Raw genomic sequence first — 18577 nt, 5'->3', positions numbered from 1 at the left:
TCATCAGGCAAAGATTCTACCACCAACATGTGGATGGGNGGAGCAGAAAATGGTAACTACGGACCCATTCTGGAATTTTCAAAAGGAAGTATTTTCACACCGGCTGATGATTCATTACATGTAATTGCTGATGCTTTTGTAATGGAAGCTTTTCCTGATTCTGTGAACGGAACAGCAGCAGACATGCATGTGTTAAAGAAAGAAGGAGACAACAGGGAAATGTATTTGAAATTTGACATTTCTGATAAGAATAAGCTTGCCGGTGATGTAGAATTGAAATTGTACATTGCTCAACATAATTCAGGAGTTGAGGAAGAAGAATATTTTATCGAAATTTTACCTGCTGGAAATGCCTGGACGGAAGATACTTTAAACTGGAATAACAGAACTTTACCAGAAGAAAATGTGCTTTTGGAAGCCAACGTAGACAATTTCAATTCCGGAATGTACCATTACCTCAGTAGTGATGAGTTGACTTATTATGTAAATACAGCCATTCTTGAAGGAAATCAGGATTCTTTAACTTTTCTGGTAAGGGCAAGAGATGCCAAAACAGGAAGATTATGGTCGGCAGGAAAGGAATGGAAAAATGAAAGCTGGTTGATCTTTAAGTATTCAACTCCGGCTCCTATCCAAAAAATCGGAGTGATTGATGATGCTTATGTAGCTGAGGCCACTCCTGATGATAACTTTGGAGCTGAAGCGGATATGCATATTATCAAAGAGGCAGATGCAGAAAAAGAAGTTTATTTGAGATTTGATCTGAGTGAGGTAAGAGCAGGTGAGGCTGTAAATGCAAGTCTGGATATTTATATCGGTCAACATAATTCTGGTGCAGGCCTAGAAAATTATTATGTGGATGTTGTTGGGGTGAAAAATACATGGTCTGAAGATTCATTGACATGGAATAACAAACCTGAAACTGATACTGATCCATTGGTGATGGGAAACGTTAAGAATTTTGGTGGAGGAGAATATAGATTGTGGACTTCTGAAGCATTTACTTCTTACGTAAACAATGCGATCAAGAATAAGTCAAATTACCTGAGTCTTGTGGTAAGAGGTTCTGATGAAACTCCTGGTAACAGATTATGGACCGCAGGAAAAGAATGGAAAAATTCAGCTAGTCTGGTATTGAGTTATGATCCGGTAGTGGCTACTCCAAAGGTTACACCTGAAGAAGGAGATTATATTGATAGTATCAATGTGAAATTGAGCTCCACTACTGATGGTGCCATGATTTATTACACGCTGGATGGAACAGAGCCTTCTGATACTTCAATGATGTATGACCCGGAGATGGGTATTCCATTAATGGTTACTGATTTTGATTCAACGTTTACGCTTAAGGCCCTTGGTATGGCAGACGGATTAAATCCAAGCCTTGTAGTGACTAAGAATTTTAATCTTTCTCCTGTAAGTGTACCAATATTTAGCCCTAATCCTTTAGTTGAATACACCGATGAGGTAACCGTAACATTGTCTGCAGAGCCATCTTCAGCTTTGATATTCTATTCGGATGTAGAAGGAGAAGAACCAACCACTCCATACCCTGCAGAAGGAATTATTGTTTCCTCAACCACTACCATAAAGGCAGTTGCGGTAAATACAAGTGGTAAATTTACCAGTGCAGCAGCAGAAGCAACTTATAAAGTTGTAAATACAGTTGCAGGAACTGGAACCGGACCTGGAGGTGTGGGTGCTGCAGATAATACGATTTCCGGACAACCAGAAAATACACTTTGGTTGAAAGCAGACGGAATTACAGCTAATGATGGTGATGAAGTTTTGAACTGGGAGGATGCTTCAGGGAATGAAAATCACGCTTACAATACATTTGAGGAAGGAGGGGATAATACAATCCCAAATACAATTGAGAGTCAGAAACCGGCTCCAACTTTTGTAACTAATGGTTTAAATGGATTGCCTATCCTTGATTTTGGTAAGACTGAAGATGGTGACGCCAGATTGAGAACATTAATGATAGATGATTCAGATAACCTGGATGGAGGAGCAGGCATTTCAATTTTCATGGTATTCAAACGAAATGAAATGCTGGCAGATTTCGCTGCAATTTTCCAAAAGAGGAATCTTTCAAGTGGAGCAGATCAACAGGCATTTGTAGTTGAATTTGATGGAGGAAGTAATCCACATAGATTACAATTTGTATTAGCCAGAGATTTATTTCTAAAGCAAAATGTGGATGAGGTAAATGACCAGGATTATTATATTATAAATGTGGAAGTACAGAGTGATTTCCAACAGGCTTTATTTAGAACCAATGGTGAATTGCTTAGTACACAAACTTATAAGAACATCATCCAGTCGGTAGATGCACCTGCAATTCTTGGAGGTTTCCAACCGATGAATATTGCTGAGGTAATCATGTATAAAAAAGGCTTGAATGCCGCTCAGAATAAAATTGTACATAACTATCTTGCCTCAAAATGGGGACTTGAATTGGCTGAAGGAATCGTTTATAATGATTCTACCTATACCAGCGATATAGTTGGAGTTGGTAAAGAAACGTATATTGATGGTACAACAGAGCAGGAACACAAGTCTGCTTCAGGTGGTGGCTTGATGCTTGAAATGACCAATACTTTTGCAGCTGGAAACTTTGTATTTGCCGGACATAATGGAGTAGGAGTTACCAATGCCGAGGCTTGGGAAAGAATCTGGAATGTTGATCCTTCAGCAGAGGGATTAAATGTGAAACTAGGTTTCGATTTTGAAGCTGTAGGTTTAACAGCGCCAACTTCTGCAGATGGTTACAAACTTTGGAAAGATACCGGAGATGGTTTTGAGGATACAGGATTGACCGGAACACTGGATGGTAATGTAATTTCTTTCTCGGTAGAAGGCATAAGTGCGGGAGTTTATGGTATTGGCAAAAGTAAGCCTTCAGCTATTGCAGCACCTAAATTCAGTATACCTGGTGGAGAGTATGACACCGAGCAAACTGTTGAAATGACGACTACTACCGATGGCGCTAAAATCTTCTACACTACGGATGGTTCTACACCAACAAGCGAATCAACAGAATACACCGGAGCGATTACCATTTCAGAAACTACTGAGCTTAAAGCTGTAGCCATTCTGGATGGAGAAAGCTCTGGTGTGACAGTGGCAACTTATACAATAGGTGCAACAGGATTTGATTACAATGATATTTCCAATGCATTGATCGTTTATCCAAACCCTGCGAGTGAACTGGTGAAAATTCATTTTGAAAACAAGGATTTGGGTGCAGTGCAACTGAGATTGATGGACTACAGCGGTAAAACTTTAATGCAGTCTAAAGCTGAAAAACAAACTGAAGTATTAGAGTTTACCCTTCCAATGAATAAATTGACCAATGGACTTTATTTCGTTGAAATTATTCAGGGAACTCAAAGAGCAGTGAAACATATCATCAAACAATAAAAAAGCTTACCGGGCTGGTTGTGAAAGGCCAGTCCGGTATAATTCCAAAAAATTAAAAAATATCAAAATGCATAAATATAATTTTAAATATTGGGCAGTTATCCTGCTTTTCATTACTGCATTAGCTTCCTGTAAGGAGGATGAAAATCCCGAACCCCAGCCTACTACGGTAGTGCTTACAACACAGGCAGCCACTTTGGATGGAAATGCCATCACTCCGGTACCGGATTACAAACTGACCTTAAATTTCGATAAGGACGGTAATCCAAACGGTTATTCTTCATCAGGATCAGCTACTATTAAGCCTAGTATAGGTACTTCCGGTACTTTCAGTATTTCAGGAAATATGGTCACCTTCACCAGTGGTGGAGAAAGCCGATCAGTGACAGTGGCACAAGGCACAATAGGTTCAGGAACAACCACTGCAGATTTACAATGGGAACTCACAAAAATAGATGATGGCGTAACCTCTGAGGAAGAAGGCACTTATGTCTATCAAATGGCAAAATAAGTAGAGGTCATTTTTTTATAGAAACAATTGTAAAACTTAAAAAAAGGCATGCCTGAGTGGTTTGTCTTTTTTTTGTTTATTGGGTATCCGCTAGCCAGCTATCCGACATTTGCAATGTCGGATTTCAATCGCAGGATTTGTAATCCGGTTCCAAGTGATGTTGTTTTAGGGATTTTGATTATATTCGGATTGAAAATCCTACGATAGGGCTTCGGGATTTGGTAATCCCGAAGAGAAAAACTGGACATCAATTCAAAAAACACGGTAAAAGTTCTCTATTAACGAACTTCTTGTCTATTTTTACTGTATAATATTATTGCATGGAACGAATAATTGCTAAAAGGACACTTAGGGAGTTCTGGGAAAAGCACCCTGAAACTGAGCAATACTTAAAAACCTGGTATGATACGGCTAGCAACAGTGATTGGAAAACACCCAATGATATTAAAAATACTTATGCTAATGCAAGTATCCTTAAAAATGAACGAGTGGTATTTAATGTAAAAGGAAATGATTATCGGCTAATAGTAAAGTTTAATTTTGAAAAAAGCTGGATTTTTATACGTTTCATTGGCACACATGCTGAATATGACAAAATAGATGCTAATACAATTTAATTTATAAAGTCATGACTCTAAAATTAATTAAATCAGAAAAAGACTATCAGGCTGCACTTTTAAGACTTGATGAAATATTCGATGCAAAAATAGGCTCACCAGAAAGTGATGAAGCCGATATTCTTGCTCTTTTGATTGATGAATATGAAAATAAACACTTTCCTATAGAAGCTCCAGATCCTATTGAGGCCATCAAAATAAGAATGGAAGAATTAGACCTGAAACAAAAAGACCTTATTGGAATCATTGGTGGAAAAAGTAGAGTTTCAGAAATTTTGAATAAACGAAAAAAACTTACCGTTGATATGATTCGGTCATTGGCAGAAAAGTTGAACTTATCTGCACAAATTTTAATTCGTGATTATCAACTTTTAAAATAGTGCACTCTGCTATTTTGATAGTATTCGAATTAAAAATCCTACGATACAGCTTCGGGATTTCAAATCCCGAAGAGCCCACCAAGTTTCCCCCAACCCCACAAAAAATATTTTAAGCACTTGTGCTTTTATTTCCGAGATATAGTATCCTATCTATCAGAATTTATGGCAAAATAATACCCGGTTAATTTTGAATTTTCACTTAAGAAACCCCCATTCATTACTCGAAAAAGCGATTATCAATACTTTATAGGGGTAAAATGGTAACATGGAACTCAAATTCCCCACCGGGGAAACCAGATTCCGGTTGGTAATTTGAATTCCCCGCAATTTTTTCCTTGACTTGTAAAATATTTTTTATAAAGAAAAAATTGGATGTGAATTGATTGTGAAAAAATTTACTAACGTGAAAAAAATAACTCTACTGTTGAAACAAATCTTTGTTATTTGCCTATTATTCCTCACCTATAATATTAAAGCTCAGGAGGATGAGTTTTACCACGATCTTTATGATCAAATGCATGACAGTCCCATGCAGCAAAAATTCAGAAAATTGGCCCCAATGCCTTTTGGAGTAGTTTTTTTGCCCTGGGCCGGTTGTACGGAAGAAGATATGAGAAGGCACTTCCGGATGATGAAAGAACTGGGGTTTACCAACCTAAAACAAACAATGTCTACCCCTGAATGGCCTACTAAAGAAACATTGAGAATTGCTTTGGAGGAAGGGATTATTCCTTTTTGGTATGGAGAAGGGGGTTGGGAAGACATTACTCCCGAATTGTTAAAAAAATTGGGACTGCCAAAGAAGATGTCTGTAAAAGAAGCCCGGGAACATCCTAAAATGTTGGCCTATCAGAAAACAGTTTTAGAAAAACATCTTTCAACCTGGAGAGACCCATTGCCGGGACAAGAAGATTTCAAACACTACAAGCATGAACCAGATCAGTATTTGAGAAAAGATGATATACCTTTATTCAGAAAATGGATAAAGGAAAAGTATAAAACCATAGAAGAACTTACTAATGCCTGGAACCTTTATGAAGTGGGTATCAGAACTGAACCTTATAAATCCTGGGAGGATTTTGATAATGATCCATTGGTGGTATTTGATCCGGCAAACGAATATGTAATTGTTCCTAAATCTGGGAGGGAATATGGACAGGTAAGAGATATTTTACGCTTCAAGGCAGATATGTATTTGGAGAATGTAAAGTTTTACAAGCAAAATGTATATCCGGAACAACCCCAAAGAGCTGGTGGTGAAATGGGTTTATTTCTTCCATTTGCCTCAAGAGCAACAGATATGGAGGGTATAGCCGAAATGATGACTGAGAGAGGTTCCTTTTATCCTTCAATACACCTGGCCTGGCACTTTGAGGAAGTGCAATATGAAGTGGCTCCTTGTATTTATATGCAGTCTTCATTAGCCAATGACTGGTTTAAAGGTGGTTGGGCTTCAACATGGGAAAGCACTGGGGGGCCTCAACAACTTTCAGGAGGAAAGGGCTGGAATATACAGTCTCAGTTTGAAACAGCCGGTTTCACTGTAGATAAAGGTACAATTTCCCAATTGTTAATGTCTTATCTGGCTGGTGGATTCAAAGGAGTTGGGTTATGGTCCTGGAATTACCGAAATGCGGGTTGGGAATCTGGGGAATATGCCCTTTTGAATAGACAACTGGAGCCTGGACCAAGAGCAATCCGAGCAGGAGAAATTGCCAAAGCTGCTAATAAGTATCGTGATGAAATTTGGGCGGCTCATAAAGAGCCTGTTGTAGGGGTTTTGGTGAATTGGGATAATGAAGCCATCTGGTCAGCTGTAGCTGGTCCGGGAAGAACACACTTTAAGCATTATCCTATAAAAGCCAGAATTGGTATTAGCCGAACACTTATCAATAATAATATACCATGGGAGCATGTAACGCCAATTGACCTTAAAAAAGGACTTTCAAAAAGGTATAAAGTAATTTACATGCCTGCTCAGGCAGCCATTAATGAGGATTTATTTCCCATCCTGGAGGAATATGTAAAAAATGGAGGAAGATTGGTATTAGATGCCCCGGGAGGCTGGTGGGATGAGCAGGGAAGAGTATTGAAAACCGGAAAAGGCACTGCTTTTGAAAAAATCTTTGGCGCTTCTATTGCCGATATGCAATATTCCAATAATGTACCTCAGAAATTGGGAGACCATAAATTGGATGGATTTGTTTTCGATATTACTCCATCAACCGCCAGTGTAATAGAAAAATTCCACTCAGGGAAAGTAGCGGCCACTGAATACCAATATGGAAAAGGAACAGCGGTCGTTTTAGCAGCAGATGCCAGTTACGCCATGCGTGCACCAGGAAATACATTTATGGAAGAATGGACCCTAAAACATACACTTGGAAACTTAAAATCACCCTATTCCTGTAAGGATGCCATCGTATATCGGTTAGCAGCTCCTGATGCAGATCATTATTTTTTCATCAATGATGATGAAACGAAAGCAGTGAAATTGTCGACTAATTTTAATTATAAAAAAGGAACTGATGCACTAACCGGAGCTGAAATAGATTTGGATAATATTGAATTGGAGGCATACAGTGCCAAATGGATTCGGTTGGAGAAGTAGAAATTGAATTTATTCGGGTAGTTCCTTCCTTTTTGGCTGAGCCTAATGAGGAGGAACTACCAGATTGATTTTTCTAAAGAAAAACTGTTTTTAAATAAGTTATCAACGGGCACTTGTTGCAAACAAAGAAAATTTTAAATAACAGCTTACAATTAAAAAGGGTCTGGATGGATGCCTGAACCAAACAGGAAAAGAATACATATGTTAATGAAAAGAGCAGGATTTGTTATCATTTTAATCTTTCAAATACTGAAAGGTTTTTCCCAAAATTCCTGGGAGGTAAGTACCTATCCTGATGAGGAAGGATTCCAACAAAGAATGGCTCCTATGATGGAAAGGATTGCTGCTCAGGGTTTTGGTATGAGGTCATTGGCAAACTCCCGTTGTCCTGATACCGGATTGCCTGTAAAAACCTATGCCCTTAAAGGTGAAACCGTAATTTCCCCATATACTGGCAGAGCATATGTACAGGGAGATACCGGATATTTCGGTCCGAAAGCAAGAAATGAAAAAGGAAAAATTACTGCGTTTGGTGGTGATCCCATGAAATATGAATTACCACCAGCTGCAGCTTCAATATTATTAAATAAGGAGCTTAAGCTTACTAAAGCATTTTTATCTATTCCCGGAAATTTAAGACAACAATTTCATTTTGCCTGTAACAACTGGGCCAGAGCCTATCCATTAATTAAAAATGAAATGGGAGAGGAATGGGAAGCTGATTTTTTCTATTGGATCTCCATTTATACAGAAAACAGAAAGCCTTCTGATGGGCACAGAGAATTGTTAGGTTTATCTAAACCTCATGATCTGGTAGGCGAAAAAGGAGAGCTTTTAGGAGGAAACGCCTTTGATGGAGGAACGGAAAACCACAAAACTATGTGGAGAACTTCTGCGCTATTGTATAGCCAGCTTTTACCAGACTCAGCAAAAATTTCCGGTTACGCTGTGGAGGAAGCTAGAGAACTGACTAAGGAAATGTTGCGTGATTATGTGAAGAAGTTATTATATGTAGGAAATGGAGAATATGATTCCAATGTTTATTACCCTTACAGTATAGAAGGATTTCTAAATTTATATGACTTTTCCACTGACGCAGAAATAAAAGCACTCGCTAAAGCAGCCCTTGATTATTACTTTGCCACCTATGGATTGAAATTGGTAGATGGAGCTATCGCAGGCGCTCAAAAAAGGGGATACCTCACTAATAAAAACCCCGATAAAATGGAACAATTACAATGGGGCTTTTTTGATGATACTTCCCGTAAAATGGAAAATTCTACGGCTTCATTACACCAGACAACGACAACCTATCGGCCCAATGAAATCATTTGGAATATAACCAGAAAGGAACTGAAACTTCCTTTTGAAGCTAAAATGAGCAGGCCTTTTTATCACATGGACAAAGCTCATGCTTTTGCCGAAACATTTTATGCAGATGAAAATTTTGCCATTGGCAATATCCAAATGACTATTGTCGATAACCCAAATCAGCAGATGATCTGGTCGGTGGTGGCTAAGGGAACGGATAAGCCGCTTTGTTTTAGTGGAGGACATCCTATGCGTGGAAGTACTTCCGGGCATAGTCCTTACACCCAGACTTTGCAATCGAAGGGAACTTTGTTGTTGTTATCTGCCCCAACCCAAAAAATTCAGGCAGATACTTTAATTGCCCCAAAATATGCTACTCAAAACCGGGAAAATCTATGGATTTTACCAGAAAGTGAACAGCCAAAAAATTATGAAACCGGGCACAGGCAAAAATATGGTGCAGCTCCACTCCATGTTGTAGAGCCACCGGCAAATCAATCTGTTTCAGAAATTTCCAGATTTTGGCAGGAAAGTAAAGGGGGTGCCGCTTCCTGGTTTTATTTTCCCAATTCCCTCTCTCCCCAGTTAATTGATAATACATATTATTTTGAAGCCAATGAGGTATACCTGGCAGTTAAACCTTTATCTGAAAAGCATTTTGTTGTAAAGCCGGATACGGAAGTGATAAATAAACTTAAATCGAAGGAGGAAAAGACATTTTTCAGAACCTATGGACTCATTTCTTTTCCCGGAGAAATCAGTGGTTATGTGGTGGAAGTGGTGGCTAAAAACGAATTCAGGTCATTGGAGGATTTTGCTCAAAAATTAGCACAAAAAAGAAAATTAGAATTATCCGAGAATGATGGGGTAAGCTTAAATTATAAATCTATTTATGGAGATCGCCTTGAAATGGATTACCAGCCCCAGGGTTTGAGATGTAAGGGAAAGATCAATGGAAAAATTCAGAATTGGGATGATTTTACCGGAGGTGCAATTTACCAGAGTCCTTACATAAATGTTGGAAATGGAATCATGCGCGTTTCCGATGGAAATAAAAGCTATCAGGTAGATTTTACTGGAGATAATCCAATTTGGAAAGAATTGAATTAACACACAGACTTCTGGATTTCTAAAAGCAAAAAATTTTAGAAAAACCATATGGACATTTTACTTAAAGCAGCTCTGGAAAATCGTAGTTTTCAAAGCTTGGCTTACGATTTAAGCTCTTATTTAATAGATAAAAATGAAACAACATTATATTTTTTTATTGGCCTTAACATGGATGGTATTGGCATGTTCTGGTATGGAAAAACAGGAAAATTCTTCTGAAGAATTTGATGTAGAGGAAGCCCTTGAACATTGTAAAGTTAAACTTTATTATTCCATAAAAAACTTTCAGGATGAAAAACGCCTGCCACGGCATATAAAAAAAGGAGAGCAACACTGGTCGGGAAGTAGCATCAATAGTTGGACTGTAGGGTTTTATCCGGGAATACTTTGGAAAATGTATGACTATTCCAAAGAACAGGAATTTCTACTTAATGCCCAATTTTATACGCAAATGCTGGAACCCATTAAAAGTCTTCCCTGGAAAACCCATGACCTAGGATTCATGATGTATTATAGTTATGGACTGGGTTATGAAATCACTAAAAATCAGCATTACAAAGCAGTTTTATTGGAAGTAGCAGATTCCCTGGCCACCCTGTATAAACCTGAAGTAGGAATCATGGAAAGCTGGCCCTGGATGAAAAGGAAAAAAGGCTGGCCCCATACGACCATCATCGATAATATGATGAATCTGGAATTACTGTTTTGGGCAGCCGAGAATGGAGGAAAACAAATATTAAAGGAAATAGCCATTGCACATGCCCTTCGCACAAGGAAAGATTTTATAAGAGAAGATAACAGCACAGTTCATGTAGTGGTTTATGATAGCATCTCTTCTAAAGTGATTAAAAAAGTGACAGATCAGGGGTATAGTGATTATTCTACCTGGTCAAGAGGACAGGCATGGGGTATTTATGGTTTTGCAAAAGCTTATCAATACTCCGGGAAACAGGAGTTTCTGGAAACTTCCCAAAAACTGGCTGATTATTATTTAGATAATCTTCCAGCCGATTTAATACCCTACTGGGATTTTAATGCACCTAATATTCCAAATGAAGAAAAGGATGCTTCAGCAGCTTCTATCACCGCCTCTGCTTTATTCGACCTCAGCCAAATGGTATCAGATTCAGAGCAAAGTGAAAGATATTTTAAGGCAGGAAAAGAAATATTAAAGAATTTATCTTCTGCAAATTATCTATCCGAAAATAGTGATGCTTTTTTAGAGAAAAGTGTGGGTAGCCATGCCGGTAAACAGGAGGTAGGAATTCCTATAATATATGCAGATTATTATTACTTGGAGGCATTGTTAAAGCTGAAGGAAATTCAAAATAATGAGCAACTTGTAAACACCAATTAATGAATATCTTTAATTACCGAATCGCGATTTATATTTTACTGGCTTGTATTGTGATATCCTGTGAGGAAAAACAATTGCAAAACAGATCATTGATTTTAGATAAATGGGAAAATCATCCAGAGGAATCCAGGTTAATTGATTTTAGCTATGCCGGCTATAAAAAACATAAAGAAAAACCGGATTTAACCCCCGAAGAATTCCAGAAATTCCGAGTGGAAGATTATGGGGCTATTCCCAATGATGGCAAAGATGATATTGATGCCATACAAAGAGCTGTGGATGCAGCAGCTGCTGCTGGAGGAGGAATTGTAGTTATTGGTAAAGGTACGTTTGATTTTGATGTGAATACCAAAAAGCGTTTTGTACACATCAGGCATTCAAATATCACTATTATTGGTGCTGGGGAAGGAAACGGTGGCACAGTTTTGCACGACCATACACCTTCAGATTATCCCGATCCTAGTAAAAAGTGGTTGGGCGCCATGTGGCCATCTTTTTTTCTGGTTTATCAACTTGAAGCAGATTCCGTTTTCTTTCCGTTTCAGGATGATAATAACCTTGCAGCCCATTTGGGAAATGCGCGGAAAGGCTCATTTCAGGTTCCGATCACTAAAGACATCAAAGTGGAGGCAGGTAAAACATATTTGCTGACAATGGAAAATGAAGACAGCACCCTTACTCAACAACTGATCTATCCATTAAAAAAGTCAGGAAATTATTGGTGGAGCAATGAAGGAGATGCCAAATATAAGGTTAGACAAATGGTAACTGTGGAAGAAGTGTCGGGAGAAAATGTTACACTTGATGCCCCTCTGTTATGGGAATTGTCAGAATCATTTAAGCCAAAGCTTTGGGAGATTCCAATTATGGTGAAAAATGTAGGAATAGCCGGTATAAAAATGACAACTGACTGGCAGGAGGATTTTATCCATCATAAAGATGCTATCCACGATGGAGGCTGGAGCCATATCAGAATGAGTTATTGTGAAGATAGCTGGGTTCAGAATACCATTCATGAAAATGCTACCGCAGCGGTAGGCCTGGGCAACAGTAAAAACTGCTCCGTTTGGCATGCCCGAATTAAAGGGAATATTGGACATAACGGTTTCAATATTGCGGGTTTTTCTACCAGAAACCTGCTGTATAATTTACATGCAGGTAAGGCCTATCACACTTTTGCAATTAGTGCATACTCTTCAGGCAATGTATATTTTAATTCCTATTCGGATGAGCCATCCGGGATTGATTTACACGGGGGAGTAGGTGTACATAATTTATTTGATAATATTATTGGGCCTCAATTTAGACATGGAGGATCCAGAAATGCACTTCCCCCTGCCATGGGAAATGGGGTTACCATTTGGAATTATAAGGTAGGCCTGACTGAACCTTATAAGGGGATTATCAAGAATTCTATTGCCAATTTTAAGGAAATTCCCGGTTTTGTACTGGTAGGAATTCAACCCGGAAAAGGACAGGATATTTACATGAAAGATCCTGAAAAAAACAGGTATGACGGAAATTATGATGGAGAATGGGGGCAAATAGAATATTGGAAAGAGGCTCCGAAACCGGGTTCATTATTTCGATATCAATTGGAGAAAAGATTAGGAAAAGAAATACATACGGTGATTGATTTGAAGTAGGGTAGTAAGTAATTACACAGAAATAACAACCTTTTAATTTGCTATCCGGAATGGAATTCCCGGAGTAGAACATCATTGATTGATATTGAAGTATCTCAATATTAAAAAGGGTACGGGTACTTAAATTGGATAATAACTGATATGAATAGACGAAATTTTATAAACAGAACTTCAATTGCGGCCTTTGGTGGAACTGGTTTACTAAATGGACTGACCAAAGAGCAATCTTTTTTTAATAAAAGTAAAATTGAAGTCCAGGGTAATGAGATTTTGCCTACAGCAGCCCAGAAAACTTGGATGGATCTACATTTTGGGATGTTTGTGCATTTTGGAATTAACACATTCTATGACAAAGAGTGGAGCGATGGTAGTCTGGATCCTTCAGCTTTTAATCCAAAAAAGTTGGATACCGACCAATGGTGTAGGGTAGCTAAGGCAGCGGGAATGAAATACATCGTACTCACTACTAAGCATCATGATGGTTTTTGTTTATGGCCATCCAAGCAAACCAGTTATGGGATTTCTTCGAGTCCTTTCAAAAAGGATGTCCTGGCTGAACTGGCGAATTCAGCCCAGAAGCATGGATTAAAGCTTGGTTTATATTATTCCATCTGGGATGCACATGAACCAAAATTTAAGGAAGACTGGTGGGCATTTATTGACTTTATGAAATTTCAATTGGAAGAGTTACTTACCGGATATGGTGAAGTGGTGGAACTCTGGTTTGATGGTTTTTGGAAACAACAAAGAAGTGGCTGGACAAAGAAAAATGAAAATTTGGAAGGAGAAGCTGATTTCGAAGAAAAAAGTCTGGAAAGAGACCTGGCATTTATTCAGGCTTGGCGAAGTGAAGGTGCATTCAAATGGCAAATGGATCATATCTATCAGTTTATCAAATCTATTCAGCCTAATTGCCTGGTTATGAATAACTCTACATCCGCTTATCCCGGAGTACCACTACATCCTGTGGATATCAGAAGTGGTGAAAAATATACGAGTGTAGAAGCTGATAGAAAAGTTTGGAACTGGCTGGGGGAAGCCATTTATTTACCTTTGCAAATTGAAACAACTATGTCTGTAAAGGGAAATGAAAAATTTCCCTCGGGCAACTGGTTTTGGCACGATTGGGATCATTCTGTTCTCTCAAAAGAAGAAATTAAAAACTACCTTAGCGTGGCCAAATCAATGAAAGCCAACTTGCTTTTAAATGTGGGTATTACCAATGAAGGAAAATTAAGGAAAGAGGATGAAGCTACTTTGCTGAGTTTATAACTTCTCTTGTTCTGGTGTAAATTTCTGAATGAATTGATTTTACACCAGAACATAAGGCCATTAATTATCCTGAATATTTGTTTCCTGATAATCCGATGGATTTACGCCAAACTGTTGGCGGAAGCATTTCGAAAAATATTTCGGATCTTTAAATCCAACAGTAAAAGCAGCTTCTTTTATGGTGAGTTTATTTTCCCCCACCAGTTTTGCAGCCAGCTTCAGGCGTGCCGTTTTCACAAAATCTGATACAGATTGATTCGTCAGGGCTTTGAGCTTACGGTACAAGTGAACCCTACTCATACACATTTCCGAAGCAAATGAATCCGCATTAAAATCAGAATTATTCAGGTTGGCTTCCACTACTTCCATAGCTTTGTTGAGGAAGCGTTCATCCATATTCGATATTTGTAAATCCCGGGGTTGCAACCGGACTTCTCTGCTAAATTTGGATTGTAATTCCTGTCGGCTTCTCAGTAAATTTTCTACCCTTAAAGTCAGTAAATCGGAAGCAAAAGGTTTGGTAATGTAATCATCTGCTCCGATTTCATAACCCTGTATTTTATTAATATGCGAACCATGAGCTGTAAGGATGATTATCGGAATATGACTTGTTCTTTCATCTTTTTTGATGGCTTTACAAAATTCTATACCATCCATTACCGGCATCATCAGATCGGAAATGATTAAATCTGGAATAATTTTTAATGCCTTTTCCAGCCCTTCTTTTCCATTCTCCGCATCCTCTAACTGGTATTTTTTAGAAAACTCCACATGCATATAATCCCTCAAATCTTCATTATCCTCTACCACCAATATTGTAGGCACTTTGTGCTCTGCCAGTGTTGGTTCCTCCTGAGGTTCTTCTGTATCAATAGTCAGACTTTCGGGAGCACCTTGTTCCTCAGGCACTAACAAATCTGTACCTTCTTTTTGTGCTGTATTAATAGGAATTACAACTTTAAATTTACTTCCTTTTTGAAGTTGACTTTCCACATGGATTTGCCCTCCATGAATTTCTACCAGTTCTTTGGTCAGTGTAAGGCCAATTCCTGTTCCCTGAGTTGTGGAGCTGGTATGAGACTGCAAATGGTAAAATCTATCAAAAATATGGGGAATTTTATCAGCCTCAATTCCTTCACCAGTGTCAGAGATTACTAATTCTAACAGGGTATCATATGGCGTATTAATTAGGGTACTTTCTTTGGTAAGCTCGTCCTTGGAAAGGGTGCTTATACTGATATTTATTTCCCCGGTTTTAGTATGTTTAAAAGCATTAGACAACAAGTTGTAAATTACCTTCTCCAGTTTATCCTGATCGAACCAGGCATGAAGACTTTCCGTATTTTGATATATATTAAAGGTGAGCTCTTTTTGTTGGGCCATGGGCACAAAAAGCTGAGCCGTTTCTTTTACAAACCTAATCACATCGCCCCAGGAAGGTTCCAATTTAAGATTATTTCCTTCAAGGCTTCTAAAATCAAGAATTTGATTGATTAATCTTTGCAGTCTTTCTGCATTTCGGTGCATTAACCTCAAATGTTCTTCTTCAGGAGCTTTATTATTTTTCACAAAATTATCCAGAGGGCCCAAAATCAGGGTAAGTGGTGTCCGGAATTCGTGAGAAATATTCGTGAAAAATTTCAATCGCATTTGTGAAAAAACCGATTCGTTTTTGGCTTTGGCCTTTACTTTTTCAAACTTCAGATGTTCGTCCTTAATTTTACTTTTCAATACTTCCCTATTTTTGTAGAACTGTTTGATCCACAGTATAATAAGGACAAAACTCAAGGCATAAAAGAAGTAGGCTAACCAGGTATTATACCAGGGCGGATTAACTTTGATTTTTAGTTCTTTTACCGGTCCCCAATTGTTATTTTCATTGGCTGCTTTTATTTTCAGAATGTAATCACCGGCATCTAAATTGGTAAAGGTGACAAAGTTTTGGTTGCCCAAATCAAACCAATTATTATTAAATCCTTCCAGAAGATACTGGAAACGATGTTTATCCGGATTAATGTAACTTAAAAGGGAGAAATCAATTTTTACAATATTCTGAGCATAATCAATTTCAATTTGATCGATTTCCGAAATATCACCATCAAATGGATAGGAAGGATCGTTAGGATTTAAGGTTTTGTTCAAAATACTGATATTTGTAAAGGTCAGATTGGCCTGGTTTCCAGTATCTTCTATTTTTAAAGGATCAAAGGTTATCATGCCTCCCTCTCCACCAAAAAGGATATTGCCGTTTTTTAATTTCATCCCAACCCCATCCTGAAAACGGATTTCGGGTAATCCATCCGTTTTGTCAAATGTCCTAAATTTTTGATTAGTCAAATCGAAAAAAACTAGCCCGTGATCTGCGGTAAACCATAAATTCCCCTGATTATCCGGAACTATAGAATTTACCTGGTTATTGACATATGGAAAGATATCCTTAAAAAGTGAAATGCTATCTGTTAACAAATCTTGTTTGTAAAACCCGAGATCAGTTCCCAGATAAATCGTCTTATCGTTACTTAAATATTGAGATTTTGTATCTCCTTTGGCTTTACTTTCATAGTGCGTTACTTTTCCGGTTTGAGGATAATATTGTTGGATGTTTGACCAGCCCATTAACCATAAACTTTCATTTTCACCTTCCAAAATAGAATGTACCCAATTATTCAGTACTAGTTTTTGTTTCCCGGTTTCCGGATCGAATTTCACTAACCCCCTTTTACATCCTATTAAAAGCTGCCGATCTGATAGAGGATAAAAACATTCAATTTTGTTGTCTTTATTAATATGTTGGAAAGCCGGTAATGGAATTTTATTAAACTGATGTTTTTCGATATGAAAAGTGAAAAGACTCCCCTTGTAGGTACCCAGGTACAATAAGTCTTTTCCATCATAATAGAAACTTATAGGGGTTTCTTTGGTGGGAAGTTCAAAATATTTAAGGGAATTATTCTTTAAATCCCATAATTCTATTCCTCCTTTTATTCCCGAAAAAATCTTTTGTGGCGTTTCACAAACACTGAAAACCCGGGTGGTTTCAACAGATTCGTTCTTATAGAGTTTGAAAGGTGATTTCTGAAGAGGGACAATTTTTACCCCATCATTTCGGAAGCCCAGCCATAATTGAGACTGATCATCCACCATTATACTATAAATACTTGGGCCTTCAAATAAATCAGAAGTTTGGAATGCATTGAAATAATGTATAAACTCTTCTTTTTCCGGAGCAAATCTATCCAATCCGCTTTCCTCCATGCCAATCCAGAGAAATCCCTTTTCATCAAATTTGAGGGCCTTTATTTCATTTCCATTCAGGGAATTGGGATTATCATGATGGTGCAGAAAATTAGTAATTTTTTGTCGGTTTGTGGCTACCTTTAGTAACCCATAATTCCAGCTTCCAAACCACAGGCTTCCATCTGGGCCTTCTTCTATTGAAGAGATATGCCCCGTTTTCAGAATGTCATAATTTTCAAATCCCTCTGGAGTAAACCGTACATATTCTCCTGTGATTGGGTTCATCCGATAAATCCCATGGTTCCAGGTCCCAATCCAAATTTCTCCATGCCTGTCCGTCAAAATTTCCAGACTGAAATTACTTTTTGTAGCATTCATGACCACCTCTTCCAGGAATGGAACGTGTTGAAATTTTTTGGTGGTTTGGTTATAAGAAATTAACCCTTTTCTACTACCAAGCCATATTTTGCCATCTTTATCTTCACAAATGGAATAAACTTTAATTTTGGGACCATAATGGTTGGTAAAGGACTGATCATGGTAATTAAAGGTGTATAAGCCATTGTTGGTGCCGATCCATAAGCCTCCTTCCTGATCCTGAAACAGGCAGTTGATGGCATTACTCCCAATGGATTTTGGATTAGAAAGATCATGTTTGAATACTGTGATTGAATTGCCATCATATCGATTTAAACCATCACTGGTTCCCAACCACACAAATCCTTTTTTATCCTTTAAAATACAGTAAACTTTTGGAGAAGTTAATCCTGAAATTTGGGATAAGATTTTAGTCTGCTCTTCATTGAAATGATCCAAATTTTGAGCATCAACCTGGCTGTGAATTAACCAAATACAAGCTATTATTTTAAAAAAAAGACGACTCATAAAACCTACCCTGTTTAAATCTTTACCCACAGTTCTAAAAACCTCAAATTGTATATATACAACATAAGTAATTAATTACTTAATTCAGAAAAAAATAGATTAAAGATTATAATCCGTGAAACGATTCTCCTCCTTTGTGTTCTAATATTACCCTTATATGATTGCCCAATCATGGTCTGCAAGATTGGATTATTTACAAATTTTCATGGCTTCA

At 37.9% G+C, this 18577-nt stretch carries 10 protein-coding genes; 9 read left to right on the top strand and 1 reads right to left on the bottom strand.

Annotation, left to right across the window (positions count from 1 at the left end; all coding sequences use genetic code 11):
• Nucleotides 1-27 precede the first annotated feature (27 nt).
• The 9 genes from A3EM_RS0119800 (at nucleotide 28) to A3EM_RS43040 (ending at nucleotide 14241) form a co-directional block, all read left to right on the top strand.
• Nucleotides 28-3426: a chitobiase/beta-hexosaminidase C-terminal domain-containing protein gene (locus A3EM_RS0119800; protein WP_083925272.1), complete on the top strand. Its 3399-nt coding sequence runs from the start codon at nucleotides 28-30 to the stop codon at nucleotides 3424-3426.
• A 67-nt stretch (nucleotides 3427-3493) separates the two neighbouring features.
• Nucleotides 3494-3937 (top strand): hypothetical protein, encoded by a 444-nt coding sequence (locus tag A3EM_RS0119795; RefSeq protein WP_020529984.1) that lies wholly within the window; start codon nucleotides 3494-3496, stop codon nucleotides 3935-3937.
• Between the two features lie 320 nt (nucleotides 3938-4257).
• Entirely contained in the window at nucleotides 4258-4554 is a 297-nt protein-coding gene (locus A3EM_RS0119790) for a type II toxin-antitoxin system HigB family toxin (RefSeq protein WP_020529983.1), read from the top strand.
• Between the two features lie 11 nt (nucleotides 4555-4565).
• A complete protein-coding gene (locus tag A3EM_RS0119785) occupies nucleotides 4566-4934 on the top strand; it encodes a helix-turn-helix domain-containing protein (protein ID WP_020529982.1) in 369 nt (122 codons plus the stop codon).
• A gap of 424 nt (nucleotides 4935-5358) precedes the next feature.
• Nucleotides 5359-7545: a beta-galactosidase trimerization domain-containing protein gene (locus A3EM_RS0119780; protein ID WP_044239140.1), complete on the top strand. Its 2187-nt coding sequence runs from the start codon at nucleotides 5359-5361 to the stop codon at nucleotides 7543-7545.
• 201 nt (nucleotides 7546-7746) lie between these two features.
• Nucleotides 7747-9966, top strand: a complete 2220-nt coding sequence (locus A3EM_RS0119770; RefSeq protein ID WP_157637982.1) for a hypothetical protein — start codon at nucleotides 7747-7749, stop codon at nucleotides 9964-9966.
• 133 nt (nucleotides 9967-10099) lie between these two features.
• Nucleotides 10100-11323, top strand: a complete 1224-nt coding sequence (locus A3EM_RS0119765; RefSeq protein ID WP_026210429.1) for a glycoside hydrolase family 88 protein — start codon at nucleotides 10100-10102, stop codon at nucleotides 11321-11323.
• Nucleotides 11323-12969 (top strand): DUF4955 domain-containing protein, encoded by a 1647-nt coding sequence (locus A3EM_RS0119760; RefSeq protein ID WP_020529976.1) that lies wholly within the window; start codon nucleotides 11323-11325, stop codon nucleotides 12967-12969. Before A3EM_RS0119765 ends, A3EM_RS0119760 begins: the two co-directional genes overlap by 1 nt.
• Nucleotides 12970-13110: 141 nt before the next feature.
• The gene (locus tag A3EM_RS43040) at nucleotides 13111-14241 is read left to right on the top strand and encodes an alpha-L-fucosidase (RefSeq protein ID WP_020529975.1); all 1131 of its coding nucleotides are present in this window, start codon (nucleotides 13111-13113) and stop codon (nucleotides 14239-14241) included.
• Nucleotides 14242-14301: 60 nt separating this feature from the next.
• On the opposite strand, the gene A3EM_RS0119750 is transcribed toward A3EM_RS43040, so the two are convergent.
• A complete protein-coding gene (locus tag A3EM_RS0119750) occupies nucleotides 14302-18363 on the bottom strand; it encodes a two-component regulator propeller domain-containing protein (protein ID WP_157637981.1) in 4062 nt (1353 codons plus the stop codon).
• Nucleotides 18364-18577 lie beyond the last annotated feature (214 nt).

The sequence above is a fragment of the Flexithrix dorotheae DSM 6795 genome (assembly GCF_000379765.1).
Classification (GTDB): domain Bacteria; phylum Bacteroidota; class Bacteroidia; order Cytophagales; family Flammeovirgaceae; genus Flexithrix; species Flexithrix dorotheae.
This window is presented reverse-complemented; position numbering and strand designations above follow the sequence as displayed.